Below are 25,219 nucleotides of genomic sequence, written 5' to 3' on the forward strand. Positions count from 1 at the left end.
TTTAATTCTTTTTATAAAAAAATGTATCAAAAGACTTAAACCCGTATTGTTGGGGAGAGAAAATTTGTTCAGTGCTTCCCACAAAGAAGATGCCATCTTTATTTAAAGCTTTACTAAATTTAGTGTAGATCGTCGATTTTGCATCTTCTGTAAAGTAAATGAGAACATTTCTGCAAACGATCAAATCATTTCGGGTTTCATAACGATCAGCCAATAAATTATGCTTTTTAAAGGTTACACATGATTTTATGTTGTCGCTTATTTTATATAAACTTTGTTGCTTTGTAAAATACTTCTGTTTCATGTTCACAGGCATTTCCCTTAAAGATTGTTCAGGATACACACCAAGCCTTGCCCGCTGAATCACCTTTTCGTCGATATCTGTAGCCACGATTTCGATTTGGTTAGTGGGAATATATTGACTAAGTATAATAGCTAACGTATACGGCTCCTCTCCTGTAGAGCAAGCCGCACTCCAAATTTTAATAGACTTACGGTTTTTTAACAGATATGGTAGGACCTTTTTTTCTAGCACCTCCCATCTTTGTCTATTCCGGTAAAACTCGGATACGTTAATCGTCATTCTGTCTAGTAATTCATTAAACAAATCCGGATTATTATGTATAGACCGATAATATTCACGAAAATTCGTAAATCCTTTTTTATCACGTAAGGAAGTTAATCTCCGTTTCATTTGTCCCTCTTTATAAAGATATAAATCAACCCCTGACTTCTCCTTGAAATTAGCGACAAACTCCTGATAGTCATGACTCATACATCATACTCCTCATCTCTCTGTTTATCTTTATAGATTACTGCACCTTACACAATGTGTAAATTACTTCAGACAAAAAAATCGCCTTTTAACAAGGCGATTCAGGCTGTCGAGAAAGTTTCGTCAGCCCTTCATTTTATTGATATTTTACCAAAATCCAGCATATTTGTTTGTTATACTGAAGATAGAACTCCTAGAAGCAATGATTTTAGATGTTGCTATCTGGGACGCCACTGATACACACTTAGCCTTCCACAGTGATGAGCGAGTGAGGCCACGAGCGGTATTCTCCCGTACGTACGCAAAAAAGCTTGTAGAGAAAAACAAGTGGTTTTCTCTACAAGCTGAATCGTCTTTTAACAAGGCGATTTTCTGCCGTGTTAATAAACCCAAGCTGAGTTATCTTTGCTATAAGTGTTAAGTTCTGCTTCTTCGAAAAATAGATTAATTTCGCGTTCAGCGCTTTCGATGGAATCTGAACCATGGATCACGTTCTTTCCAACTGTGACACCATAATCACCGCGGATTGTTCCTGTTGTGGCATCTTTGGGATTGGTCGCTCCCATCATTTGCCTTGCAGTACCAATAACATTCTCACCTTCCCATACCATAGCAAACACTGGTCCGGAAGTAATGAAACTAACAAGTTCTCCAAAGAAAGGCTTATCACGATGCTCACCGTAATGTTCTTCTGCGAGGGAGTCTTTAATCGTCATAAGTTTTGCCCCAACTAATTTATAGCCCTTTTTCTCGAACCTAGCTACAATCTCACCGATTAGATTTCTTTGTACGCCATCTGGTTTAACCATTAGAAAAGTCTTTTCCATAAATACCACCCCAAGATTATGTATGATTTGAAAGCGCTTTTAACAAGTGCCAATAAAGATTCTACCAAAGAAAATGGATTGTGGCAATCTATTATGCGCGTCTTTTACCGATATACTTGGCAATCCCTTTTAAAGTTTGCTTGGCACGGATATTTGGTAACTGCTCCAGAGATTCATAGGCCTTGCTTAAATATAGATCACTTACTGCCAGTGACCGTTGAATTGAATCATTGGATTGGATCTCTTTAATTAACGGCTCAATATCAGAAGAAGTAAGCTCTGTTTTAGTATTAAACACATGTTGAGCCTGTTCCTTAAATTTACTATTTTCCAGAGAAAATAAAACTGGCAAGGTAATATTCCCTTGAAGCAGATCACTTCCAGCCGGTTTTCCCAGCTCCTTCTCAGAGGCGGTAAAGTCCAGCACATCATCAATAATTTGATAAGACATCCCAACATAATAGCCATAGCGGTATAACGCAAGCTCATCCTCTTTAGAAACATTAGCTGCAATCGCCCCCAGCCGGCAGCTGGCAGCAATAAGAATAGCTGTTTTTCTTTTTATACGACGCAAATAGTTCCGCAAGTTCTGTTCTACGTTATACTTATCCTGGATTTGTTCAATTTCCCCCAGACATAACTCCACCATAGTCTTTGCCAAGATCTGGTGAGCCCTAGGATTATCAAGTGTGGATAAGTTTTCCAATGACCGAGCAAAGATGTAATCTCCCGTATACATGGCAATTCGATTATCCCACTTGGATTTGATGGTAGGTTCGCCTCTCCGCAATTCCGCTTCATCAATTACATCATCATGAACGAGCGAAGCCGTATGTATAAGCTCGAGTGACACAGCGACTGCTTTCATTCGCTCGAGGTTATAATCGCCAAATTTTCCTGCGAGTAAAACAAATACCGGCCTGATCCTCTTGCCGCCAGCTTTCAATAGCTGGCTGGAGGCTTCTCGTAAAACGGGATTCTCCGATTGGATCGTTTCATTAACTGCTTCTTCAATTTTATATAGATCTTGTTTTAAAAAAGAGTAAATCATGGCTAATTTCATAATTCTTCATCCTTGATCATAACGATTGCTTTTCTCCAAGATGCATTGCGGCCACTCCGCCTGTAAACGACTTCACCTTAACATTGGTCATCCCTGCTTGTTTAAACATCGCTGCTAACGCGTCCTTACCTGGAAAATCTTTTGCAGATTCATGAAGCCAACTGTATTCCTGATAGCTTTTAGCAAATAACTTACCAAACAACGGCATAATGTTTCTGAAATAAAAATAATAAAGTCGTTTAAAAACAGGATTCTCAGGTTGTGAAGTTTCTAAACAAACGACTTTTCCACCAGGTTTTACAACACGATGCATTTCTTTTAATACTTGCAGGTAATCCGGAACATTTCTCAACCCGAATCCAATCGTGACATAATCAAACTGATCATCGTCAAATGGAAGTTCCATCGCGTTTCCATGCTCAAATTCCACATGCTTCATTTTACATTGAAGCTTCTTTTTTATTCCGACTGAGAGCATATTCACACTGAAGTCAAGTCCTATAACCTTCCCTGAAGGCCCGACCTCGTCAGCCAGCGCCATCGTCCAGTCTCCAGTCCCGCAGCACACATCAAGCGTATGATCCCCTTTTGAAACGTTCATACGCTTCATGACATCTTTACGCCATAATCTGTGCTGTTGAAAGGAAATAATAGAATTCATGCGGTCATAACGCTTGTAGATTCTCTCGAATACGTGATGAACACGTTCTTCTTTTGTCTGTTGCTGCATCATTTACCCTTCCTCTACAATATGCTTCTCATAAAATTTGTGATGAATAGCGGTATGGATATAAGATTTTAACCAGTTAAAATGAATCGGAAGCTGAGAAACGGTGGCTTCTAAACGAGTGATATGTTTTTGCAGCATTTGCTCCAGACTCAACATCACCTGACTGCTTGATTCAGGCTTTCTAACCAGTCTGTCTATCAATGGGGAAAATTTACCTTCCTGATAGCTTGTCTTCTCATCAATCAGTCTTTTCGCGAGCAGCCATTCTCCCGCCATGTCATTAATGGTCGTCTTCTGCACATACGAGGCTACTCGTTGAATTAGCAATGATTCAATTTTCTTTAAGGAAAGTAAAAACTCCTGGAACGAGTCCACATCTTTATAATAGAGCTCCATCTTTAATTCATTGATTTCCTTAATCGCTCCAGCTAATGTTCGAATCATAGGAATATCATTAAGCTGTGATAGTAAGTAGTAATATAGACCACTGTAATAGTCACCGGCAAGTACGGTGAGTTGGCGTGTACGAATCGTTTCCTTCTCATCATCCTCATCGGTCAATGTGACAAGATCATGAGTGTCAAGGGCGATTTGAACAAGCATCGTTGTTATCACGTACTGTTCTTTTTTCACAGGAGATAGGGTTGTATGATCCATGATCGAAGACAAAATAACCAGCTTGTCTTCATCAATAACTGGCTCTGGAATAAATTTCGCCAAAAAGGGGTGGCGAACTTGGGAGGCAATTTTTTGTTTTAACTGTTTGATATTCATTTCTGATGTGTTCACCTATATCACCTGCTCCCTTTCATAAACACGGTTAAAGCACATCAATTATACCATAAATCGATGTGTGAAGCTGTTGTTATGTAGGAAAAGACCTAATCATGGCAAAATCACTCTACTTTCGTCGACATCTCTCCATGACGTGTTTGAATGACGGCCTTGCCCCGAACTTTGACGGCCGAGGTATGCTCAGTAAACTGGGCAATCATTACTTCTCCACGATCTAGTTTCTCTGAATGATGGAAGCGCGTGTCCGTGCCTCTGGTTAACCCTATTACATTCACACCGTCCTCTTCAGCTTTTATTACAAAAAAGTCATTTTCGGATGCTGTCATCATTCTATCCCCTTTCTTCTAGTCATACTATCTCTTATTCCTTATATTATGTCAAAGATTCACGCTTTTTGCTATTAAAAAAAGGGTGCTAAAGGTAGCACCCTTTCGGCCCTATGTAGCCATTATTTAACAGCGTCTTTTAGAGCCTTGCCTGGTTTGAAAGCAGGAACTTTGCTTGCAGAGATTTCGATTTCTTCACCAGTTTGTGGGTTACGGCCTTTACGAGCCGCACGCTCACGTACTTCGAAGTTACCGAATCCGATTAGCTGTACTTTCTCACCATCTTGTAGTGATCCCATGATAGATTCAAATACAGAGTCAACTGCTTGAGTTGCATCTTTCTTAGAAAGCTCTGCTTTTTCTGATACAGCATTAATTAGATCAGTTTTATTCATGACATTCACCTCCTCCCAAGAAGGTTGCTTTTCTTTCAAGTGAAATAATTTCACTTAAAATGCTTATTTAACAGTCATCATGTGATGACAAGCCTTATATTAAACGAGTTTGCTACATAATTCAATAGAGAATCGTTGATAAATCGCATAGTAAAGCGATTTCCCTAATATTTCACTCGTTTTTTTAGGTTGTTTTCAGCTTAAACGTTCTAACAATAAAAACCTCCTAAACCTTATTATAGCAAGGTTTTAGAAGGTTTTCAGAGTAATATACACTCTCAGATTACGTGTTGCTGCAAAAAATCATCAAAGTAGATAATTTTTTTAGAAAAAAATTAAAAACGGCCCGCTTAGGAGCCGTTATAAGATAATCGCAATCATTCCGCCAGATCCTTCATTGATGATTCTTTCTAGTGTATCTTTCAATTTGTACCTGGCGTTTTCTGGCATAAGTGAAAGTTTTGCTTGAATTCCTTCTCTTACGATTGAGCTTAGAGACCTGCCGAAAATATCCGAGTTCCAAATAGAAAGTGGGTCCTCTTCAAAGTCCTGCATTAAATAACGGACAAGCTCTTCACTTTGTTTCTCAGTGCCAATAATCGGTGAGAATTCCGATTGTACATCCACTTTAACCATGTGGATGGATGGAGCTACTGCTTTTAGTCTCACACCAAACCTTGAGCCTTGTCTAATGATTTCCGGTTCATCCAGGGCCATATCCTCCAAAGTTGGTGCTGCGATTCCATATCCTGTCTGTTTAACCATTTGCAGTGCATCTGCCACTTGGTCGTACTCCCGTTTTGCGTGAGCAAAGTCCTGCATGATTTCAAGGAGATGATCTTTCCCTCTAACTTCTTCTCCAACGATCTCCTTCAACACGTGATCATACAAGTGTTCAGGTGCCTGCAAATCAATTTCTGCTACGCCTTCACCCAGGTCCATTCCTGAAATATGGGCGCCTGTAATATGCTCATATTGATCAAAGTTTCCGATTACCTGATCAACATCACGCAGTCGTTTAATGTCCTGAACGGTCTCTTCGATCGCATTTTGCAAATTATTCCGAAGCCAGTGTCTGGAGTCAAGCACCATTACCCAGCTAGGTAAATTGACGTTCACTTCTAATACCGGAAATTCAAACAAGGCTTCACGAAGTACGTTCTGCACATCTTGCTCGCGCATGCTTTCGACAGATAGAGCAAGTACTGGAATGTCATATTTCTCAACCAATTCCTGTCTGAGCCTTTCTGTACTTTCATGATGAGGCTGTGCGGAGTTCACGACCATAATAAATGGTTTACCAACTTCACGAAGCTCCTCAACGATCTTTTCTTCTGATGCAACGTAGTCTTCACGGGCAATTTCTCCGATTGTTCCATCCGTAGTTACGACTACGCCAATCGTGGAGTGTTCCTGAATCACTTTATGTGTACCAATTTCTGCTGCTTCATGGAAAGGTATTGCCTCTTCATACCATGGAGTATGAACCATTCTAGGCCCATGTTCATCTTCATAGCCAACTGCTCCGTCTACTGCATAACCTACACAGTCTACCATCCTTACCCGGATGTCTAAGTGTTCATCAATATTAATTGTAGCAGCCTGATTGGGTACAAATTTAGGCTCTGTCGTCATAATCGTCTTACCTGCAGCGCTCTGCGGAAGTTCATCCATAGCACGCTCTCTTTCCGATTCTTCTTCCATATTTGGAATGACAACAAGCTCCATAAATTTCTTTATAAACGTAGATTTCCCTGTACGTACAGCACCGACTACCCCTAAATAAATATCTCCATTCGTCCGTTTGGAAATATCGCTAAAGATATCTACCTTCTCCAAAGGATCCCCTCCCAGATAATATTTCACCTTCATACAAGCCTGGACACTCTCATTCTATGACTGGTTGCTATTGGATTATGCCAGATATTTAGAAGTAATCTATATTTATTACTTGGAGGAACGAATCATGCACAATTAATTGCCCATAAGATTATTAAAATCACTACACAGAAACTCTCACCCATATTAAAACCCACTGCTTCCTAAAGCAGTGGGTGTAGAAAAATTATGATGAAAGCTCAGACATAAATGCAGGCTCGCCATTTTTTATAGTATATGGTTCAGAATAGGCGGGAGCAAATGGGGCATAGTCTGTAAGTAGATAACGGATATCATCCCCAGTTGAATAGCTGTGTTCTTTATTACGCATATACTTATACAAATCTTTTCTGTAATCGATGAACAGCTTCCCTCGTTCATTAATGTAAATCGGCAGCTTCTGTTGAGAATAGGGACTTTCGACGGTAGGCGGCTCATCCAGCCCCAATGCTTCATAATCCAAGCTATAGACTCCCTTGGCAATCTGTTCCTTAAATGGCGGATATTTATTTTCTTGTTGATAAAACCGAACTTTGGTCTTCAACGAGCGAATTGCTTCTGATGTTCGCAAATCAACTAGTTTTACCGTTGGATTCTCTTCAGGAGTAATCAATGTATATTCATAATGACCACCATTGACAAACGCAGTTCCAGGTGCCTCGCCAATCAGTCCCTTCTGATGAAGTTTGCTAAAGTCTATCGGATACTTTAGAAAGATAGGAGTATCCTGATCTTTAGTTTTAATCGGCAACAAGCCTGATTCTTGCTCTCTATACTGATCAACAGCTTTTTGAATGGCATCTAATTGAGCCTGATTAGGCATCTGATTCTTCTCAAGCTTCGCATCTGGATATAAACAGCCCGTTAATAAAAAAGCGATCAGAGGTATTATAAGCAGTTTAAAATATTTCATAAGGTTATCCTCCTTGCACTTGTTATGACGTTGGACCACTAAATACAATATACATAATCACTATTCCACCAAAAATCATAAATAAGTAAGCAAAAACACCAATAATTATAGACAGAAGCCCTTTAGACTTGTATCGACTTATGTAAATCAGCCCGATCGCAAGAAATAATGAAAGTATCCCCGCAAACGATATGTACATCTTTAACATTGATAAAGACATGCTATTTTCCCCCTATACACGTAAGCACTCTGAGGTATTATATCATAGGTTGTCCATCGAGCGCAGACAAAAAAATCCGGAGCTTTAAGGGCTCCGGCACGACTAAATAATTCCCCATTTAGCTCTTTCATAATAAAAGCTACGGGTTATTGTATGCGTCTTAGCAAGGGACCGCCTCCTAAAAGCGCCTACATATTGCTATCCTTTTAAAAATTTACTAAGCGTATTCATATCCAGAGGCATATTTTGCTTAACAATCGCCTCTACAATTTTGTCTTCTTTTTGTTTTGATACAGGTTTACCAGCAATAGTTGATAATTGCTTGACTAATTGGCGGACTGTTTTTTCATCAGTAAAGTCAGCATGCTTTACAGAGTCCGCCACTTTATAAACATCATCTGGGTTGATGTTTGCTTTCTTTTGCAAATGATCAAAGATATTCTTCTGAAAACCGCTCATTATATTGACCTCCTCGTGCAATTGTTTCTTGGTAGTATATGCACGGGGATGGCGATGTGTTAGTTATTCATTTGATCATCTAAAATATTCGTTAAGTCCTCCATTTCACGGCGGCGGATTCGTGTCATGAGCTGAGTCACGACATCTTTCGGATCCGCTTCTTCAAATAAGACACGGTAAATTCCAGCCGTTATCGGCATATCTACATTCTGTGTCTTAGAAAGCTGGTAAGCAGCTTTCGTTGTGCGTACGCCTTCTACAACCATGCCCATATCCTCAAGCACTTGATCCAGATCGGCTCCCTGACCCAATTTATAACCAGCTCGCCAATTTCGGCTGTGCGAACTTGTACAAGTTACGATCAAGTCCCCAATTCCTGTCAAACCTGAGAAAGTTAGAGGATTTGCCCCCATAGATGTTCCCAGTCTTGCAATTTCAGCCAGACCTCTCGTAATTAATGCTGCCTTAGCATTGTCGCCAAAGCCCAAACCATCAGAAATACCAGCACCAAGCGCAATGATATTCTTTAACGCTCCCCCTAGCTCTACGCCCACCAAATCCGGTGACGTGTAAACTCTGAACTGTTCATTAATAAATAAATCCTGAACAGTGGAGGCAACATTTAAATCCTTAGCCGATACCGTTACAGTGGTCGGATGTTTCAGACTCACCTCTTCTGCATGACTTGGACCGGAAAGGACGACTATATCACGATATAATTCGGCCGGAATTTCCTCTGAAATAACTTCCGACACTCGTTTATACGTCTCAGGCTCTATCCCTTTTGATGCGTGAGTGATCGTCACTTGTTGTGATAAATGCGGAATAAGCTGTTGACATACCTCACGCATTGCTTTCGTTGGCACGACTAGAATAACGTGCTTCGTATCAGCCGTCACTGCAGCTAACTCCGAATCTGCTATAACATTGTCTGGAATTGGGATACCCTTTAAATATCTTTCATTTCTATGAGTTCTGTTAATTTCTTCAGCATGGTCCTCACGGTGTGTCCAAAGATGGACCTTGTGACCATTATCTGCTAACACGATAGCAAGCGCCGTTCCCCAGCTTCCTGCGCCTAATACAGCAACCTTCTCCATGATTACACGCTCCTCTCTAGCTTAACTAACTCCTTCTTCTAGCAAAAATCTTAATAGGTGTTCCCTCAAATCCAAATGCCTCACGAATTCGATTTTCTAAAAACCGTTCATAGGTGAAGTGCATCAATTCCGGGTCATTCACAAATACAACAAAACTCGGTGGCTTTACGGCTACCTGTGTAGCATAGAAAATCTTAAGCTTTTGACCTTTAATCGATGGGGTCGGATTCATGGCTAGTGCATCCATGATGACTTCATTTAAAATACTGGATTGCACCCGTTTAGCATGATTTTCACTCGCCTCAAGTACTTTAGGTAATAAAGTATGTGTCCGTTTTTTGGTTTTAGCAGATAAAAATACAATTTGAGCATAATCCAGAAACCTGAAGTTGGAACGAATATCATCTTCAAATTCTTTCATCGTTTTTTCGTCTGTTTCAACAGTATCCCATTTGTTTACAACAATCACCACTGCTTTACCAGCTTCATGAGCATATCCGGCAATTTTTTTATCTTGCTCTTGAATTCCTGTTTCTGCATCAATTAAAGATAAAACTACATCTGATCGTTCAATTGCTTTTAACGCTCGGATTATACTATATTTTTCAGTGGCCTCATAAATTTTACCCCGTTTGCGCATACCTGCTGTATCAATGATGACAAATTCTTTTCCATCTTTAGTAAATGGGCTGTCAATCGCATCCCGAGTCGTTCCGGCTATTTTACTTACGATAACACGATCTTGTCCTAGTAAAGCGTTTACCAAGGAGGATTTACCTACATTTGGCCTGCCGATCAAACTGAATCGAATAATATCCTCGTCTTCCTCCCCTTGAGAAAGCTCAGGAAAATGTTTAACTGCCTCATCCAGTAAATCGCCTAATCCAAGACCATGTGTTCCCGAAATCGGAAATGGTTCACCAAATCCTAAAGAATAGAACTCATAAATATTTTCCCGCATTTCAGGGTTATCAACCTTATTTACAGCCAGTACAACTGGTTTATTGGACTTAAACAAAAGTTTAGCTACTTCTTCATCCGCTCCCGTTATGCCATCTCTGCCATTCACCATGAAAATAATAACGTCTGCCTCATCAATAGCAACTTGAGCCTGTGCTCTCATTTGAACAAGCAGCGGCTCATCTCCTAGTTCAATACCTCCTGTATCAATGAGATTAAAGCTTGTCGTTAACCATTCAGCCTCTGCATAAATCCGGTCGCGGGTAACACCCGGTGTATCTTCTACAATTGAAATTCGGTCTCCCACCAGTCGATTAAAAATAGTCGATTTCCCGACATTTGGTCGCCCGACAATTGCGATGACTGATTTTCTCATGAAAGGATCATCCTTTCTTTCCATCTAAGTTAATTTTAATATGATGTATTCTTTACAAAAAAATACTGCTCTTTAATGGAGAAGCCCTTTAGCTTCCAGCCATAAGAACAGCAGACATCATCTAACTTTATTATAGTAGCAAATTCTTAATAAATATACAATCGCTTTCCTATCATTCAGCACAAGAGATGAGATGTTTGTTTAAGCATATAGTCTGCGTTTATTACGCTGCTGACGTTTCAGTTTAACTAGCGACCGTTTGATTTGATAGATCCCCTGAAAGAGAAAGAGCAATATAATACCTTTCCCTATTAATAGATTCATTTCAACTAAATTCATATAATCAGCAGTCTGGTAATAAGTTAAAACCACAGTTGACCATATGGTCCCTAGGGTATTTACTAATATCCACAATCCGATTTGGCTATAGAAAGGAAAACCCATCTTATGAACAATATAAATAACCCCAATGAGAAGCCACTCGATAGCCGGGAATAGTGACCATACAGGATTTACTAAGAAAAACAGCTGAACTACAGCACATAAGAGACTATATGAAAAAGGTAAAGCATGATACCAAAATTGTTTTTGATCGATCCAGAATATAAGTCCAAACAGGGAAAGAACCCCAAGCAGCGTATATGTATTCACATCGTGGTTATTACTCAGATGAGAAAAGCTGATCATTAGAAAAGAAGTAAACACAATAAGTACATCTCGCTTTATGGAGTTTCGATTGAGAAAAAAACATACAAGTATCATCAAAACCCAGGCATACCAATAGTAAGCAACCGCCATATTCCTCTCCTCCTATATCTCTAGTATGGCGGCAAACATTACTCATTAAACGTAAATTAACACTTAGTTCTCAAGCTTCTCTGTTCAACCCAATCATTCGTTTTTCCTGTTGTGACGTAAGACTTTCCACGCAAATCGCTTAGTTTTGAAGTACCTAACAACATCATAGCCATTTTCAATTCTCTCGTTATAAAATGAATATTTGAAACGACCGCTTCCTCACCTTGTTCAACAAGAGTACGGAGCAATGAACCCGCCATTCCAAATGCCTGCGCTCCAAGGACTAGGGCTTTAGCACCGTCCAATCCATTCCGAACTCCACCAGAAGCAATTACATGAAGCTCCTTAGAAGTATTCTCAGCTTCAATTAACGAAATCGGAGTGGGGATTCCCCAATTCTCGAACGCCGTCAAAGGTTTCTCACGACGAAGATTTTCAACACGGGAGAAGTTTGTACCCCCTCGCCCGCCAACATCTATATACGTAACACCCAAGGAGCTAAGGTGCTCAACTGTTTCCTTGCTCATTCCGTAGCCGACTTCTTTTATGATTACAGGGATAGGGAGTGAACGGACAATATTTTCGATATTTTTGGAACGGCTAGTAAAATCGCGATCGCCCTCCGGCATAATTAATTCTTGTAATGTATTTACGTGAATTTGTAATGCGTTGGCGCCAACCATATCAACTGCATCTAAAGCTTGCTCTACGGTCGACTCACTGCCCACATTTGCTAATATGACCCCGTGAGGATTTTCTTTACGTACGATTTCAAAACTTGGCCGTTCTATTTTATCTTTAATCGCAGCCATTTGAGAACCAACAGCCATGCTGATTCCTGTTTGAGCTGAAACCCGCGCCAGGCTTTGATTGATCTCTATCGTTTTCTTTCCGCCTCCACCCGTCATCGCGTTAATAAAAAGAGGGGAACTTAATTTAAGTTCCCCTACTTTCGTACTTAAATCGAGATGCTCCCAATCCAAATCGGTCAGGCTTTGATGAATTAAATCGATGTCATCAAAATGATTATGTGCATCTCTTTTATGACTGAGTGCATGACGGATATGGTCAAGTTTTCTTTCTGATCTTGACATACCGATCACCATCCACTACTTTTTATATTTGTCTAATTGATCCCCGATCATATCGCTGAGAGAAAAACCTGAGTTATCTTCTTCTTTTTGATATTGTTTAATCTCTTCACGACTTTGCTCTCGTTCTAGTTCTTTCATGCTTAAGGAAAGACGCTTAGCTCCTCCATCCACATCAAGTACTTTAACGTCTACAGTTTGACCCTCTTCAAGTACTTCCCCAGGTGTACCAATATGGCGGTTTGAAATTTGAGAAATATGAACTAACCCTTCTACCCCTGGGAGAACCTCAACAAATGCTCCGAAACTAACGAGTCTTCTTACAGTTCCTTCGAGCACTTCACCCTGATTGACACGTTCCTCAATATCGTGCCACGGACCAGGCTGCGTAGCTTTTAAAGAAAGTGAGATCCTTTCATTATCACGATCTACAGAGAGAACCTTCACATTTACTGTTTGACCCTCTTCTACAACATCTGAAGACTTCTCAACATGCTCATGAGAAAGTTGAGAGATATGCACAAGACCATCAATGCCCCCAAGGTTGACAAAGGCCCCAAAATCCGTCAATCTTTGAACGGTTCCTTCAATTACTTGTCCTTCTTCAAGGGACTGCAGAACTTCCTGTTTTCTGGAAGACTCTTCTGCCTCTACAACGGCACGGTGCGAAAGAATCACACGATTTTGTTCGCGGTCAAGTTCAACTACTTTCAAGCTAAGATTCTTCCCTTTGTAGTCTTCAAAATCTTCAACATAATAGGTCTCTACTAAGGAAGCTGGGATGAATCCACGGAGACCAATATCCACGACTAGCCCACCTTTAACGACGTCTTTTACTTCTGCTTCGAAGATTTCTCCGCTTTCAAACTTAGCTTCAAGTTCCTGCCAAGCCTGATCTGCGTCTACTGCTCGTTTAGATAGAACGATTTCATCATCTTCTACTTTTTTAACCTGCAGAGTTAATTCGTCTCCTTCGTGTACTACGTCGGAAGCTTTTTCTACATGTAAGCTGGATAATTCACTGATCGGAACAATTCCTTCCACTTTATATCCAACATCTACAAGGACTTGTTTTTCTTCAATCTTCACGACTTTACCAGTCACGATATCCCCTGCAGAAAATTCTTTCATTCCTGATACTTCATGGTTCATTTCATCCATACCAAGCTACCTCCTTCAATTTCCGACACAACCAAAATACAGAAATGCCCTTTTGTCTAACTTCTAATATTTGGAGCAGTTTGTCAAGTGATTATGCTTTTTTGCAGTGAAATTCATGCAATTGTCTGATTTCTTCCATTATTCGATCTGTCACGACTTGGGCAGATGCCTTCTGCTCACGATATGCACTCATATCAATCGGTTTCCCATACGCGACCTTAAGCGGTTTGAATTTTTGATAAGGCCCAATGATGGCACACGGGACAATTTCAGCGTTAGACCTGAGAGCAAAGAAGCCTGCTCCTGCAAGCCCTTTACCTACTTCACCGTTTTTTTGTCTGGACCCTTCGGGAAACAGGCCGAGCGCATGGTTTTGTTTGAGAATCTCCAGGCCCTTCCTTAAAGCATTCCGATCACGCATACCTCGTTTGATTGGAAAAGCATGTACGCTTTTTAGCAGTTTTTCGAGAAAACGATTATTAAACAGTTCTTCCTTTGCTAAAAAATAAATATTGCGGCTGTTTGTAATCCCGACAACAGGAGGATCAAAATTTGAAATATGATTTGAACAGATGATTACTGGCCCGTCTTTAGGAATGTTTTCTTTGCCGACCACCTTGATTCGATATAATGGAAAGAAAACGAGACTACAGACTAATTTCCCCAATTTGTATAAATTCACACTTTATCCCTCCCTTATTTGCTTTTTCTTTACAATCGTGACAATTTGGCTCACAACTTCTTCGATCGTCAGCGAAGTCGTATCAACCTCAATAGCGTCCTCTGCTTTTACTAATGGAGCTGTCTCTCGCTTTGAATCAAGCTCATCACGTTTCCTTATCTCCATCTTTAACTGCTCCAAATCCGAAGTAAAACCTTTCTCAAGGTTTTCTTTATGACGGCGTTCAGCCCTCTCCTCTACAGAAGCAATCATGAATATCTTTACTTCTGCATCCGGGATTACATGTGTTCCAATATCGCGGCCGTCCATTACCACTCCGCGCTCCTCTACCAGTTCCTGCTGTCTTCTTACCATTTCTTCACGTACCTCACGATGCTTAGCCACGATGGATACCTGACTTGTTACTTCATTTGTACGAATATCGTGGGAAACATCCTCACCGTCCATCATCACATGTTGACCGTCGCGTTTCTGGATGAGCTCTATATCTGTTGCTTTTAATAAAACAGCTAACTCACTTTCCTTTTCAAGATCGGCTCCTGATTGTATCGCCTTTAGGGTTAATGAACGATACATCGCCCCTGTATCTATGTAAATGTACGATAATTGATGCGCCACTCGTTTAGCTACAGTACTTTTTCCAGCAGCTGCCGGCCCATCAATAGCTATTGCTAAGGGTATATTCGATTTCATAAAAATTTTCCTCCATCTTTTCAGTGCAACATACGAAAGCGCACTAATCCAGAAGAAAGCGCGCTTGTATCTTACGTATTATAAGTCTGCTATATACGTAAATCACTTTATTTATTCCTTTAAAGAATAACAAAAAAACTCACGGAATTCCATTATAATATGACTAAATTACAGTTTGCTTCTTTATATACATCTGCTGTTCATAACAATACTGTTTTTAGCTTGTCGACGTTTTTCAGAAATGTCAAATGTCCAGAATTCATGGCTAAGACCAAGGAAACGTTAAGGATCTCACAAGGTAAAATACTATGATATCTGGGGATGTAAATACAAGTGCGGGTATGTTCATAACCTTTTTTGCCACTATCTCTGTTTCAAAACGGTAAACCGAACTGTCTTCCCCGACAAAACTAGCGTAAAATTCAAGTCCCCTCAAAGAAAAATTCAGTTTTACCGGAAGCCATTTTTACAGGGTAATCAATATAAATATAATCTTTTTCTTCATCAACAAGTTTACACTTATATGTTTCCGGTTCATTCTGACTTCGTTTATACAATTATAATGAGATGGGGGTTCCCACTTTCATAAACCCCATCCCTCTCTTATGTATGACTTTAGCATCATATATATTGTCGCAAAAACCTCTTTTAAAAGGAAGATAACAGCGATAAAAGTATTAGATTATGAATAATTAGCTTAAAATGTATTTGACATAAATAGAGAGTTGCTTTATGAAATGATCCCAAATTTTCAACTCCGTCGAAAATTTGGGATACAATTCATTTGTATACAGCTTTCCTCTTAAAGAGAAGTTTTGAACTTAGGTTCTACGGAATGGAGAATTTCTACTTTTTCCTCACTTCCATCCCATGCATTAATAAAGATTCGATAGGTCTCATCATCCATCGTTGTTAAAAATTCATAACAGAGAACTTGTTCTTCAGCCTCATTTTCGATTACAGATAAGTGTTGTTCGCGAATTTCCAGACTCGGATTTACTTTTTCGCGCGCTTCCTCTTCAGAAATCGCTGGTTCTTTCAACGCCTCGTTATCGTGGTGGCTGTAATAATCGATTGCAGTAAGGCCAAGCAGATCTCCATTATCGAGTGCCACTTTTACTCGAACAGAGTCAGGATAATGGCGAATACCATCCTTACTGTAGACAAATCGATAGACCCCCACATGCTCATACTGATTGCTTTCAACTAGTTCTACATCTGTTAAGTCAATCCGTTCTAGATACGACTTGGCTTTCTCGGATCCCTTATACAAGCTGATCTTAGGTTCTTTAACCGTTCGACTGATCATAACTGTTAAAGGATGGCCGCCTTTTTTCGTTAAGTCAATATAGCCGTTGGTATCTCCCTTTTGATAAGAGGCTGTAAACGTATCAACTTTTGCGCCTTTTCCGCTAGAAGTAAGCGTTAAGCCTGACTTGTCTACACCTTTTAACCATTTGGTTGCTATCTCTTTTGCTTGTTCCTTGGTAATCTTTTCACCTTTAATTTTATTCAATTCTTCTTTTGAACCAGTTGAAGCTATTCCCGTTTGCATATTTGTTTCATGATATCCTTCCATAGACTTCTCTACGGTTTTAAACCCATTGATGATCGTATTATCACCATTTTCATCACTCGTTGCTAAAGCTAGCTGTACATCCATCCAACGTAGATTCTCACTTAATACCATGCTTTGAACCTGTCGTAGTTCGTCTTTTATTTTACCTGATTGCTTATAAAGAGCTTCAAGACCTTTAATTTCTTCTTCTGTAAGTGGTTTTTTTTCTAAGTCTCTTACAGAAGTATTGTAAGAAAACTCCCCTATATTAGATAAGAACTCTTCCGTTTTATTAAATGGGAGCAGTGTTAAAGGGAGCTGACCTACATTTGATTTAGCTTCAGAAGTAAGTCTCCAAATTTCAGCCAATTGTGGAGAGATTTGAGCTCTCGTATTCATGGCCAATGTTGCCCCAATTTTATCATGCAGCAAATCCATGTCATAGGTAAGCTCATGAAAGGCCCGTTGATAATTGTTCTCTGCTTGCAAAAGTATCGCATTTTTCTCTTGATGTTCTTTATACCCAAAAACGCCAAGTCCGATTATCGTAATTGCTAATACAGTAATTGTAATCCAGCGAAACATGTTCCCACCTCCTATTTACATACAGAATATATGTTTTCCAATTCGCTTAATCTGCGGCCTTGACCATATCCAATCGGATGTAGCTGTATTTGGATTGAAATAATACAAAGCCCCGCCCGATGGATCCCAGCCGTTAATAGCATCGATGACGGCGCGTTTGGCTGTTTCATCCGGAGTTAACCAGATTTGACCGTCACTAACAGCTGTAAAAGCTCGCGGTTCAAAGATGACTCCTGAAATCGAGTCAGGAAATGATGCACTTTCAACCCGATTTAAGATTACTGCTGCAACAGCTACCTGCCCAACATATGGCTCTCCTCGTCCTTCCCCGTGCACAGCATTAGCCATCAGCTGAATATCATTCTGTGAATAGCCACTCGGAACATTCACTGCGGTTGGTTCTTGTGGAGGAGAAGCTGTCTGCTTTTGCTGTTGTTGCTGTTGTTGTGATTGTTGTTCCTGCGAAGGCTGTTCTGTCTGTTGTTTATTAGGCATACCTCCGTAATGGGTAAAATCATTACCTTTACGAATTTGCTTTTTGACATATCCTTCATCGTACTTACTGGCTTCCACCAACTTCTGTTTGACCTTTGGTCCAGCCAGACCATCCACCTTCATTCCAAATTCATATTGAAAGTTTCGAAGAGCCCAGTATGTCCCCCAGCCGAACACTCCGTCGATCTCTCCGTTATAATACCCTAGATATTGTAAACGGGACTGTAATTCAATCACATCGTCGCCAACAGCACCGTGTTGAATGACTTGATTTGAGAAGGCATGAACCGGTTTAATATGATTCAACTCAGCAAAGGGTTGAATGAATAAAACTAACATTAAACAAAACATTACTGTTTTTTTCCAAATCATCTTGCTTCCACCCCTGACCATTACATATATTTGTAGCGTTAGTTTTTATCAAAATTGCTACTTTATACATGTGAAAGCTATTCCAGTTTGGTAGGATGCCCGTAAAAAAAATAGCCTCCTTAACAGTAAGGTGACTACTCATTTTTATAGGTATGAATAAGCTGCTCATGATGCTTGTTTGCTAATCTAATTTTACGTACACCGATCAACCAAAGGATGATCATGAAAGGAATCACATAATAAAGCCATTCATTTGAAACAACGAAGTAACCATAAAAACTATGGAGCAAGAACGGAATGACAAAAGCTAAAAAGATATATAACTTACGGTGATTGGAAGAAAACTTCGCCTTTCCCATATAGAATCCCATCAACACACCGAATAATGCATGGGAGGAAACGGGAAACAAAGCGCGGAAAAAGGCAAATTCAATCCCATTTGCAAATAAATAGATAATATTTTCTAAGGTGGCAAACCCTAAACTAATCGCGACTCCATAAATAATTCCATCATAATGATGATCAAATGAAGTGTGATAAAAAATAACAAACATAAAAACAAACCATTTAAAGAATTCTTCTAACAGCCCGGCTAGAAAGATTGATTTTAATAAAGGGGTCTGAAATAACCCTTCACTTTCAAAAGCATATTGAATAAACAGCAGCGGAAATACTAAAAGTGCGCCAAATATAAACATGCGTATGATTAGAGGCAAGGGCTCGAGTTCGATCCGCTTACTTAAATAAATAAAAGTCATAAGTGCAATAGCTGGAGCAATCGCCACGGTAAATATGGCCATAATCCATCCGCCCTCTCTTTCTTTCCCACTCAATTCATCGTATCATGAAGAAGTAGGAAAAGGAATAAGTAACGAGTAGGCAGGTGACAACGTATGAAACGGATTTTGATCATTCATACAGGTGGAACAATTTCGATGAAAGAAAATAAAGAAACAGGTGAAGTTAATACGGATGATAATCATCCTTTAGAAGAAATTTCTTCTTTTCTGGTGGGGACAACAATCATAGAGGATGAATTTTTATTTCATCTCCCTTCTCCTCATATCCGTCCGGATCACATGCTGATGCTTGGCCGTTTTATTCATGAAAAGCTGGTAAAAGAAAAGTTTGATGGAATCGTGATCACTCATGGGACTGATACTTTAGAGGAAACAGCCTATTTTCTTGATCTGTTTTTACAAACTAAGAAACCAATCATCGTTACAGGGGCTATGCGTTCGAGTAATGAAATTGGATCAGATGGACTTTATAATTTATTAACGGCTATCCGTGTTGCGAGTTGTGATGAAGCTCAGGACAAGGGTGTATTAGTTGTCATGAACGATGAAATCCATACAGCACGTAATGTAACAAAAACGTCAACGAGTAATGTAGCGACTTTTCAGAGTCCTCAGTATGGGCCCATAGGGATTACTACAAAGAAGGATGTGTTTTTCCATCATAAAACAACCAGTCATGACTCTTATCCCATTCAGCAGATCAGTAAAAAGGTAGCCTTGATAAAGGCCTATGCTGGTATGGATGGGATATTAATTGATGCTGCACGAACAGGTGGAATTGATGGAATGGTGATTGAAGCATTAGGGCAGGGAAACTTGCCTCCAGAAACCGTTGGAGCTATTAAAGAAACGATCCAAGCAGGTATTCCTATTGTTCTGGTCTCTAGATGCTATCAAGGTATTGTTCAAGACACTTACAGTTATGAAGGCGGAGGGAGACAACTGAGGGACATGGGTGTTATCTTTGCAAACGGACTTACTGGACCTAAAGCCAGAATCAAACTGATGGTGGCATTGGAAATGACAAACAATCCAATCGAATTGTCTCCTATGTTCAGTTATTAATAAATAATCACAGTAAAACTACACTGTAGGATTTACGATACAAGAACAGGATCGTGGAATTATCCACGATCCTGTTCTTATTTTTGAACAATATCTTGTGCAATCTGGCGACCATGAAAGCGTCCATTCTCAATGAATATTTCGTTATTATTATAACCTGCTGCTATCACGCCGGCTATATAAATACCAGATACGTTTGTTTCCATTGTATATTCATTAAATGTTGGGCGACCTGATCCTTCATCCATCGTAACCCCCATGTTCGTTAGGAATTTATGGTCTGGACGATATCCGGTCATAGCAAAGACAAAGTCATTCTTGATGCGCTTCTCTGTCCCCTGACACTCATAGATGACTTCTTGATTCGTAATTTCCAAGACATGAGCACAGAAGTCCATGTGTACAATTCCTTTTCGAACAAGTGCCTCGAATTGAGGAAGTATCCAGGGCTTAATACTTTTCGAATAATCTTCTCCACGATAAAGTACCGACACCTTTGCTCCTGCCTTTACTAACTCAAGAGCAGCATCTGCAGCAGAATTTTTCCCGCCAATGATGACGACGTCTTTATCATAATAAGGATGCGCCTCTTTAAAGTAATGCTTAACTTTGTCAAGGTCTTCTCCTTTTACATTCATATAATTGGGCTGGTCGTAATATCCTGTAGCTACAATAACGTATTCAGCAGAGTATTCGACTGATTCCCCACTATTATTATTTGTGTGAATTTGAAATCCTTCTTCCAATTTCTGTACTGACATTACTTTTTCAAACGCATGTACACGTAATTGTTCACGGTCTGCTACTGCCCTGTAATAAGAAAGAGCTTCGTTTCGTACTGGTTTTTGACGTTCTGTAATAAAAGGAATCTCACCAATTTCAAGCTTCTCACTCGAACTGAAAAATGTTTGATGTGTGGGATAATGATAGATGGAATTGACTACATTTCCTTTTTCAATCAGCAGCGGATCAATCCCTTGCTTTTTAAGTTCTATGGCTGCGCTCATTCCACAAGGTCCAGCCCCGATAATAATTACCTTTTCTTGTAGCACTCTTGTCACTCCTCTTTCCATACCTGCAAATGAAAATCTCCTACCATATGAATGATAGGAGATTTAATAAATGGAATCAACTTATATCCATCCGCGGAATCTGGAAGCTTCAGCCATTTTGCGTACGCCAACCATATAGGCAGCGAGTCTCATGTCCACTCTGCGGTTTTCTGCAGTTCGAAAAACATTATCAAAGCCTTTAACAATTACTTTATGAAGCTTTTCTTCCACTTCTTCTTCCGTCCAATAGTATCCCTGATTATTTTGAACCCATTCAAAATAGGAAACTGTCACACCACCTGCTGAGGCAAGCACATCCGGAACAAGAAGTATTCCCCGATCAGAGAGAATTTTTGTTGCTTCAAGTGTCGTTGGTCCATTGGCTGCCTCTACAACAATCGTTGCTTTTACGCTGTTGGCATTTTTCTCTGTAATCTGGTTCTCAATAGCTGCCGGAACGAGAATATCACAATCCAGTTCAAGCAATTCTTCATTAGTGATGGTATTTTTAAATAAGTTGGTAACGGTTCCGAAGCTATCACGACGATCAAGTAAGTAATCAATGTCTAATCCATCAGGATCATGCAATCCACCGTAAGCGTCAGAAATCCCAATAACTTTAGCACCTTTGTCATGCATAAATTTGGCAAGAAAACTACCGGCATTCCCAAAGCCCTGTACTACAACACGAGCTCCTTCTATGTCAATCCCTTTCTTCTTGGCGGCTTCTTCAATGCAGATGGTAACTCCCTTGGCAGTAGCCGTTTCCCGGCCGTGTGAACCACCTAACACAATTGGCTTCCCTGTGATAAATCCAGGGTTATTAAATTCGTCAATTCGGCTGTATTCGTCCATCATCCAAGCCATAATTTGCGAATTCGTAAATACGTCCGGTGCCGGGATGTCTTTTGTCGGTCCCACAATTTGGCTGATGGCCCGAACATATCCGCGACTGATCCCTTCAAGCTCCCTGAAGGACATTTCGCGTGGGTCACACACAATTCCACCTTTACCTCCACCGTAAGGTAAATCAACAATTCCTGCCTTTAAACTCATCCAAATCGACAGTGCCTTTACTTCTTTTTCCGATACGTTCGGATGAAAACGCACACCGCCTTTAGTTGGACCAACAGCGTCATTATGCTGTGCACGGTAACCAGTAAAAATCTTTATAGAATCATCATCCATCCGCACAGGTATACGGACTGCCATCATGCGAACGGGCTCTTTTAAAAGATCATAGACTTCATTTGGATACCCTAGTTTATCAAGTGCTTTCTTTACCACTGTCTGAGTGGACTTTAATACATCTAATTGATCGTTCTTCTCGTTTGCAGCATTTTCGGATCCCATGCATTTACCTCCTATATCAAACCATTCACTTTACGGTTATCTTTCAGTCAATAGTATACACCTTACGAACTATTATGCAAAGCAATTTCAAGTCATTTCATACGCAATCTCAACTGTTATGAAAGCGATTTCATTCATTTGCTTCTATTTTCACAAGAAAGCATGACAAATTGCTCAATAAGATCATCATAACTCCATCCAATGATCTGTGCTGAGTCAGGAAAAAGGCTGGTCGGGGTCATACCCGGAAGCGTATTCACTTCCAGAATAATTGGTTCTTGCTCTTCGTTAATAATAAAGTCTACTCGGGAATACACATTGCATCCCAATAACTGATGTGCTTGAATGGCTTCAGCCTGCAGTCTAACTGTCAAAGCTTGCTCTATGTTGGCGGGTACGATATGTTCGCTTCCCCCGGGCTGGTACTTGGAATCGAAATCATAATAGTCATTCTTAGGAATGATCTCTATAATAGGCAAGGCCTTTTCGTTCCCCTGACTTCCTACGACAGGTACAGTTACTTCTCTGCCACTAATGTAATCCTCTACTAAAACTACTGGATCTGACAATAAAGCCTTTTCGATTGCTGGTTTGATTTGTTCTTCTTTTTTAACAATGGTCAATCCTAACGTAGAACCCTCCTGGTTGGGTTTAATTACAAAAGGCAATGTAAAAGCTGACCTTATTTGGGAAGCAATTTCGTTTTGATCCTTGTAATGATCCTGATGAAAAGATTTACTCTTAGCGGTCAAGATACCATTATTAGCAAATATTTGTTTAGATTTTGATTTATCCATCGCTAATGCTGAAGCTAGTACCCCTGAGCCCACATAAGGAATTTCAAGCATATCCAGCAAGCCCTGTACTTTGCCATCTTCCCCATGTTTTCCATGTAACCCTAGAAATACAAGGTCAACATTTAATTGTAATATCTCATCCAGTTTTTCCGGATTGAAATCTATGCCAGTAACATCATGGCCCTTATTTTTTAACGCCTTAATAATTCCTTTCCCTGTAGAGAGGGATACTTCTCGTTCACCGGAAGTACCACCATATAGAACCGCAATCTTCATTCCTGACACTCCATTTCTCCAATAACTATGTTCGTTTCCATATTATCTTAACATGTTCACTGCACTGCTTCTATTTAAAAACAAATAAAAAGAACGAAGCTTATTCACAGCATCGTTCTATTCATAGATCAGTTTGAAAAATAGGTATAGATATTTTGCATCGCATCATTTTTCATAATAATCTTTCCATATTCGAGCAACCTATGAGAGGTAACAGCTGAAGCGGAAGCAAACTCAGATAACAAGGCAATCACTTGCTCAGTGTCAAGGTGCACAATAGCCTCGTCATCGAGCATCATATAATAATGATTATGATAGGAATAAACATCCCCCCCATACACGCCTAACTGGTACAGTTGCAAACCTGCCTGAATTATATCCTCAAACTCATCAAAACAAAACATCATCTCATTACTTTCATCTAATGTCACTTTCATTTCGATGTAATCTTCATCTTCCTCCATATAGTCAGAATCTGACTTTGTAACAACTACTAACATGCCTTGTGCCTGTAGTAAATAAACTTGAACGAGAAGAACTCCATTTAACTCTACACCGAGTTCAATGCCAGCGTCATACATCATATCACTAAACACGCGATGTACTCTCGGCAAGTCTTCCCATAACTCATCGCGGGTTAGACCTCTGTCCGTTAAATCATCAAAAGTCAAAAATATTTTGAACTTTTCATTGGACATTCTTTCTACTCGCATGTAATCGCCCCCTCGGTTAAGGATACCTTTATCTATATCTTATGATACCTGCTTTAATTATGGCACTTTTTTTAGCATTATATCCATGATTGTGCTCTAGGGCAATAGTTAATTATACGCTTGCCCGCCTAGCGTGGTATAAGTCTAATCAGATGAACTTCCGGTGCTGTACCCAGCCTAAGTGGAACTAATGATGTCCCATATCCTTCACTATTTAAAAAAGCAGTGTGTGTTCCATCTTTCCAACAGCCTCGGGAGTATGGTCCTTGACCGAATAGCCTAATCTGACCACCGTGTGTATGACCCGTTAAAATTAAATTATAGTTATCACAAACATAATCAGGAAACTCTTTTAAAATAGCTGGTTCATGAACAACCAATATGTTTACCTTATGGGAATCGGATAGAGCAGGTATAGAGGCTTCACTAAAATAGGGATCAATTCCGCTTAAGGTCACCCCGCTCTTCCCTATATATGTCCACTCGTTCGAAAGCGGAGTCACACCATTACTTCTAAGGTAAGAAAGAAGCGGTTCCGGTTTAAACTCGTGATCATTGTTTCCAGCAATAAAGTATATAGGAGCTCCCCACGTTTGTAATCGTTTGATGTTTTTCGCAAGCTTCGTGCCGGAGACCCTGCGATCAGCCAGATCACCTCCGATGATGACTGCATCAACGTCTTTGATCTTAGCAAGGGTATGATCGTTTATCAAGCGATTATGGATGTCGGAAATAAAAAAGATTGTATAGGGCTCTTTAATAGAAACCTTGCAGCTGTGTATTCTTACCTCATCAGATTTAGCGGTGCGGAACATTTTTATAATAAGCCATAAACCTACAAGGAAAATCCCAGATAAATAGCGTATATGGATCACACCTTCCATGAATTATTATGACACAGTAAAGGTCGC

The 25,219-nt window shown here is 39.9% G+C and carries 28 protein-coding genes; 1 reads left to right on the forward strand and 27 read right to left on the reverse strand.

Annotation, left to right across the window (positions count from 1 at the left end; translation table 11 throughout):
• Window position 1 precedes the first annotated feature (1 nt).
• From P9989_RS11855 to prsW, 22 genes are all read right to left on the reverse strand, one after another.
• On the reverse strand, window positions 2-775 hold the full coding sequence (locus P9989_RS11855) for a CheR family methyltransferase (protein WP_283075129.1): 774 nt from the start codon (window positions 773-775) through the stop codon (window positions 2-4).
• A gap of 380 nt (window positions 776-1,155) precedes the next feature.
• Entirely contained in the window at window positions 1,156-1,602 is a 447-nt protein-coding gene (ndk, locus tag P9989_RS11860) for a nucleoside-diphosphate kinase (RefSeq protein WP_283075130.1), read from the reverse strand.
• Between the two features lie 91 nt (window positions 1,603-1,693).
• Complete coding sequence (gene hepT, locus P9989_RS11865; RefSeq protein WP_283075131.1) at window positions 1,694-2,665, reverse strand: heptaprenyl diphosphate synthase component II; 972 nt, start codon at window positions 2,663-2,665, stop codon at window positions 1,694-1,696.
• Window positions 2,666-2,681: 16 nt separating this feature from the next.
• Window positions 2,682-3,395, reverse strand: coding sequence for a demethylmenaquinone methyltransferase (locus tag P9989_RS11870; protein ID WP_283078897.1), 714 nt, complete (start codon window positions 3,393-3,395; stop codon window positions 2,682-2,684).
• 3 nt (window positions 3,396-3,398) lie between these two features.
• The gene (locus P9989_RS11875; protein ID WP_283075132.1) at window positions 3,399-4,184 is read right to left on the reverse strand and encodes a heptaprenyl diphosphate synthase component 1; all 786 of its coding nucleotides are present in this window, start codon (window positions 4,182-4,184) and stop codon (window positions 3,399-3,401) included.
• A 107-nt stretch (window positions 4,185-4,291) separates the two neighbouring features.
• Window positions 4,292-4,516, reverse strand: a complete 225-nt coding sequence (gene mtrB, locus P9989_RS11880) for a trp RNA-binding attenuation protein MtrB (protein ID WP_283075133.1) — start codon at window positions 4,514-4,516, stop codon at window positions 4,292-4,294.
• 122 nt (window positions 4,517-4,638) lie between these two features.
• Window positions 4,639-4,911 (reverse strand): HU family DNA-binding protein, encoded by a 273-nt coding sequence (locus P9989_RS11885; RefSeq protein ID WP_244753201.1) that lies wholly within the window; start codon window positions 4,909-4,911, stop codon window positions 4,639-4,641.
• Window positions 4,912-5,271: 360 nt separating this feature from the next.
• Window positions 5,272-6,750, reverse strand: a complete 1,479-nt coding sequence (gene spoIVA, locus P9989_RS11890; protein ID WP_283075134.1) for a stage IV sporulation protein A — start codon at window positions 6,748-6,750, stop codon at window positions 5,272-5,274.
• Between the two features lie 226 nt (window positions 6,751-6,976).
• The gene (locus P9989_RS11895) at window positions 6,977-7,702 is read right to left on the reverse strand and encodes a hypothetical protein (RefSeq protein ID WP_283075135.1); all 726 of its coding nucleotides are present in this window, start codon (window positions 7,700-7,702) and stop codon (window positions 6,977-6,979) included.
• A 22-nt stretch (window positions 7,703-7,724) separates the two neighbouring features.
• On the reverse strand, window positions 7,725-7,922 hold the full coding sequence (locus P9989_RS11900) for a DUF2768 domain-containing protein (RefSeq protein WP_283075136.1): 198 nt from the start codon (window positions 7,920-7,922) through the stop codon (window positions 7,725-7,727).
• 198 nt (window positions 7,923-8,120) lie between these two features.
• Window positions 8,121-8,381: a stage VI sporulation protein F gene (locus P9989_RS11905; protein WP_283075137.1), complete on the reverse strand. Its 261-nt coding sequence runs from the start codon at window positions 8,379-8,381 to the stop codon at window positions 8,121-8,123.
• Window positions 8,382-8,440: 59 nt separating this feature from the next.
• Complete coding sequence (locus tag P9989_RS11910; RefSeq protein WP_283075138.1) at window positions 8,441-9,481, reverse strand: NAD(P)H-dependent glycerol-3-phosphate dehydrogenase; 1,041 nt, start codon at window positions 9,479-9,481, stop codon at window positions 8,441-8,443.
• Between the two features lie 25 nt (window positions 9,482-9,506).
• Window positions 9,507-10,817 carry a ribosome biogenesis GTPase Der gene (gene der, locus P9989_RS11915; RefSeq protein ID WP_283075139.1) on the reverse strand — a complete coding sequence of 437 codons (1,311 nt, stop codon included), beginning with the start codon at window positions 10,815-10,817 and terminating at the stop codon, window positions 9,507-9,509.
• Between the two features lie 201 nt (window positions 10,818-11,018).
• Window positions 11,019-11,615, reverse strand: coding sequence for a YphA family membrane protein (locus tag P9989_RS11920; protein ID WP_283075140.1), 597 nt, complete (start codon window positions 11,613-11,615; stop codon window positions 11,019-11,021).
• A gap of 56 nt (window positions 11,616-11,671) precedes the next feature.
• Window positions 11,672-12,709, reverse strand: coding sequence for a type 2 isopentenyl-diphosphate Delta-isomerase (gene fni / locus P9989_RS11925; protein WP_283075141.1), 1,038 nt, complete (start codon window positions 12,707-12,709; stop codon window positions 11,672-11,674).
• Between the two features lie 15 nt (window positions 12,710-12,724).
• Window positions 12,725-13,867 carry a 30S ribosomal protein S1 gene (rpsA, locus tag P9989_RS11930; RefSeq protein ID WP_283075142.1) on the reverse strand — a complete coding sequence of 381 codons (1,143 nt, stop codon included), beginning with the start codon at window positions 13,865-13,867 and terminating at the stop codon, window positions 12,725-12,727.
• 91 nt (window positions 13,868-13,958) lie between these two features.
• Window positions 13,959-14,549 carry a lysophospholipid acyltransferase family protein gene (locus tag P9989_RS11935; RefSeq protein WP_283075143.1) on the reverse strand — a complete coding sequence of 197 codons (591 nt, stop codon included), beginning with the start codon at window positions 14,547-14,549 and terminating at the stop codon, window positions 13,959-13,961.
• Between the two features lie 3 nt (window positions 14,550-14,552).
• Entirely contained in the window at window positions 14,553-15,242 is a 690-nt protein-coding gene (cmk, locus tag P9989_RS11940; RefSeq protein ID WP_283075144.1) for a (d)CMP kinase, read from the reverse strand.
• Between the two features lie 422 nt (window positions 15,243-15,664).
• Window positions 15,665-15,799 carry a flagellar brake domain-containing protein gene (locus tag P9989_RS11945; protein WP_283075145.1) on the reverse strand — a complete coding sequence of 45 codons (135 nt, stop codon included), beginning with the start codon at window positions 15,797-15,799 and terminating at the stop codon, window positions 15,665-15,667.
• Window positions 15,800-16,044: 245 nt separating this feature from the next.
• The gene (ypeB, locus tag P9989_RS11950; protein WP_283075146.1) at window positions 16,045-17,385 is read right to left on the reverse strand and encodes a germination protein YpeB; all 1,341 of its coding nucleotides are present in this window, start codon (window positions 17,383-17,385) and stop codon (window positions 16,045-16,047) included.
• Between the two features lie 15 nt (window positions 17,386-17,400).
• Complete coding sequence (gene sleB, locus P9989_RS11955; RefSeq protein ID WP_283078898.1) at window positions 17,401-18,219, reverse strand: spore cortex-lytic enzyme; 819 nt, start codon at window positions 18,217-18,219, stop codon at window positions 17,401-17,403.
• Between the two features lie 167 nt (window positions 18,220-18,386).
• Window positions 18,387-19,055, reverse strand: a complete 669-nt coding sequence (gene prsW, locus P9989_RS11960; RefSeq protein ID WP_283078899.1) for a glutamic-type intramembrane protease PrsW — start codon at window positions 19,053-19,055, stop codon at window positions 18,387-18,389.
• A 90-nt stretch (window positions 19,056-19,145) separates the two neighbouring features.
• Here prsW and P9989_RS11965 point away from each other — a divergent pair, with 90 nt between their 5' ends.
• Complete coding sequence (locus P9989_RS11965; RefSeq protein ID WP_283075147.1) at window positions 19,146-20,117, forward strand: asparaginase; 972 nt, start codon at window positions 19,146-19,148, stop codon at window positions 20,115-20,117.
• A 77-nt stretch (window positions 20,118-20,194) separates the two neighbouring features.
• On the opposite strand, the gene P9989_RS11970 is transcribed toward P9989_RS11965, so the two are convergent.
• From P9989_RS11970 to P9989_RS11990, 5 genes are all read right to left on the reverse strand, one after another.
• Window positions 20,195-21,169, reverse strand: coding sequence for a YpdA family putative bacillithiol disulfide reductase (locus tag P9989_RS11970; RefSeq protein ID WP_283075148.1), 975 nt, complete (start codon window positions 21,167-21,169; stop codon window positions 20,195-20,197).
• Window positions 21,170-21,250: 81 nt separating this feature from the next.
• Window positions 21,251-22,522 carry a Glu/Leu/Phe/Val family dehydrogenase gene (locus tag P9989_RS11975; protein WP_283075149.1) on the reverse strand — a complete coding sequence of 424 codons (1,272 nt, stop codon included), beginning with the start codon at window positions 22,520-22,522 and terminating at the stop codon, window positions 21,251-21,253.
• Between the two features lie 134 nt (window positions 22,523-22,656).
• Window positions 22,657-23,595 (reverse strand): D-alanine--D-alanine ligase, encoded by a 939-nt coding sequence (locus P9989_RS11980; protein WP_283075150.1) that lies wholly within the window; start codon window positions 23,593-23,595, stop codon window positions 22,657-22,659.
• A gap of 128 nt (window positions 23,596-23,723) precedes the next feature.
• Complete coding sequence (locus P9989_RS11985; RefSeq protein WP_283075151.1) at window positions 23,724-24,308, reverse strand: genetic competence negative regulator; 585 nt, start codon at window positions 24,306-24,308, stop codon at window positions 23,724-23,726.
• 128 nt (window positions 24,309-24,436) lie between these two features.
• Window positions 24,437-25,192: a metallophosphoesterase gene (locus P9989_RS11990; RefSeq protein WP_283075152.1), complete on the reverse strand. Its 756-nt coding sequence runs from the start codon at window positions 25,190-25,192 to the stop codon at window positions 24,437-24,439.
• Window positions 25,193-25,219 lie beyond the last annotated feature (27 nt).

This window comes from Halobacillus naozhouensis, from assembly GCF_029714185.1.
GTDB classification, from domain to species: domain Bacteria; phylum Bacillota; class Bacilli; order Bacillales; family Halobacillaceae; genus Halobacillus_A; species Halobacillus_A naozhouensis.

Coding starts and splice junctions, on each gene's coding strand:
- fni (WP_283075141.1), bottom strand. CDS start 12,709: ATGTCAAGATCAGAAAGAAAACTTGACCATATCCGTCATGCACTCAGT.
- P9989_RS11975 (WP_283075149.1), bottom strand. CDS start 22,522: ATGGGATCCGAAAATGCTGCAAACGAGAAGAACGATCAATTAGATGTA.
- mtrB (WP_283075133.1), bottom strand. CDS start 4,516: ATGACAGCATCCGAAAATGACTTTTTTGTAATAAAAGCTGAAGAGGAC.
- P9989_RS11855 (WP_283075129.1), bottom strand. CDS start 775: ATGAGTCATGACTATCAGGAGTTTGTCGCTAATTTCAAGGAGAAGTCA.
- cmk (WP_283075144.1), bottom strand. CDS start 15,242: ATGAAATCGAATATACCCTTAGCAATAGCTATTGATGGGCCGGCAGCT.
- P9989_RS11905 (WP_283075137.1), bottom strand. CDS start 8,381: ATGAGCGGTTTTCAGAAGAATATCTTTGATCATTTGCAAAAGAAAGCA.
- P9989_RS11965 (WP_283075147.1), top strand. CDS start 19,146: ATGAAACGGATTTTGATCATTCATACAGGTGGAACAATTTCGATGAAA.
- P9989_RS11985 (WP_283075151.1), bottom strand. CDS start 24,308: ATGCGAGTAGAAAGAATGTCCAATGAAAAGTTCAAAATATTTTTGACT.
- P9989_RS11920 (WP_283075140.1), bottom strand. CDS start 11,615: ATGGCGGTTGCTTACTATTGGTATGCCTGGGTTTTGATGATACTTGTA.
- sleB (WP_283078898.1), bottom strand. CDS start 18,219: ATGTTAGTTTTATTCATTCAACCCTTTGCTGAGTTGAATCATATTAAA.
- rpsA (WP_283075142.1), bottom strand. CDS start 13,867: ATGGATGAAATGAACCATGAAGTATCAGGAATGAAAGAATTTTCTGCA.
- P9989_RS11895 (WP_283075135.1), bottom strand. CDS start 7,702: ATGAAATATTTTAAACTGCTTATAATACCTCTGATCGCTTTTTTATTA.
- P9989_RS11900 (WP_283075136.1), bottom strand. CDS start 7,922: ATGTCTTTATCAATGTTAAAGATGTACATATCGTTTGCGGGGATACTT.
- P9989_RS11980 (WP_283075150.1), bottom strand. CDS start 23,595: ATGAAGATTGCGGTTCTATATGGTGGTACTTCCGGTGAACGAGAAGTA.
- ypeB (WP_283075146.1), bottom strand. CDS start 17,385: ATGTTTCGCTGGATTACAATTACTGTATTAGCAATTACGATAATCGGA.
- der (WP_283075139.1), bottom strand. CDS start 10,817: ATGAGAAAATCAGTCATCGCAATTGTCGGGCGACCAAATGTCGGGAAA.
- P9989_RS11885 (WP_244753201.1), bottom strand. CDS start 4,911: ATGAATAAAACTGATCTAATTAATGCTGTATCAGAAAAAGCAGAGCTT.
- ndk (WP_283075130.1), bottom strand. CDS start 1,602: ATGGAAAAGACTTTTCTAATGGTTAAACCAGATGGCGTACAAAGAAAT.
- P9989_RS11990 (WP_283075152.1), bottom strand. CDS start 25,192: ATGGAAGGTGTGATCCATATACGCTATTTATCTGGGATTTTCCTTGTA.
- hepT (WP_283075131.1), bottom strand. CDS start 2,665: ATGAAATTAGCCATGATTTACTCTTTTTTAAAACAAGATCTATATAAA.
- P9989_RS11870 (WP_283078897.1), bottom strand. CDS start 3,395: ATGCAGCAACAGACAAAAGAAGAACGTGTTCATCACGTATTCGAGAGA.
- P9989_RS11910 (WP_283075138.1), bottom strand. CDS start 9,481: ATGGAGAAGGTTGCTGTATTAGGCGCAGGAAGCTGGGGAACGGCGCTT.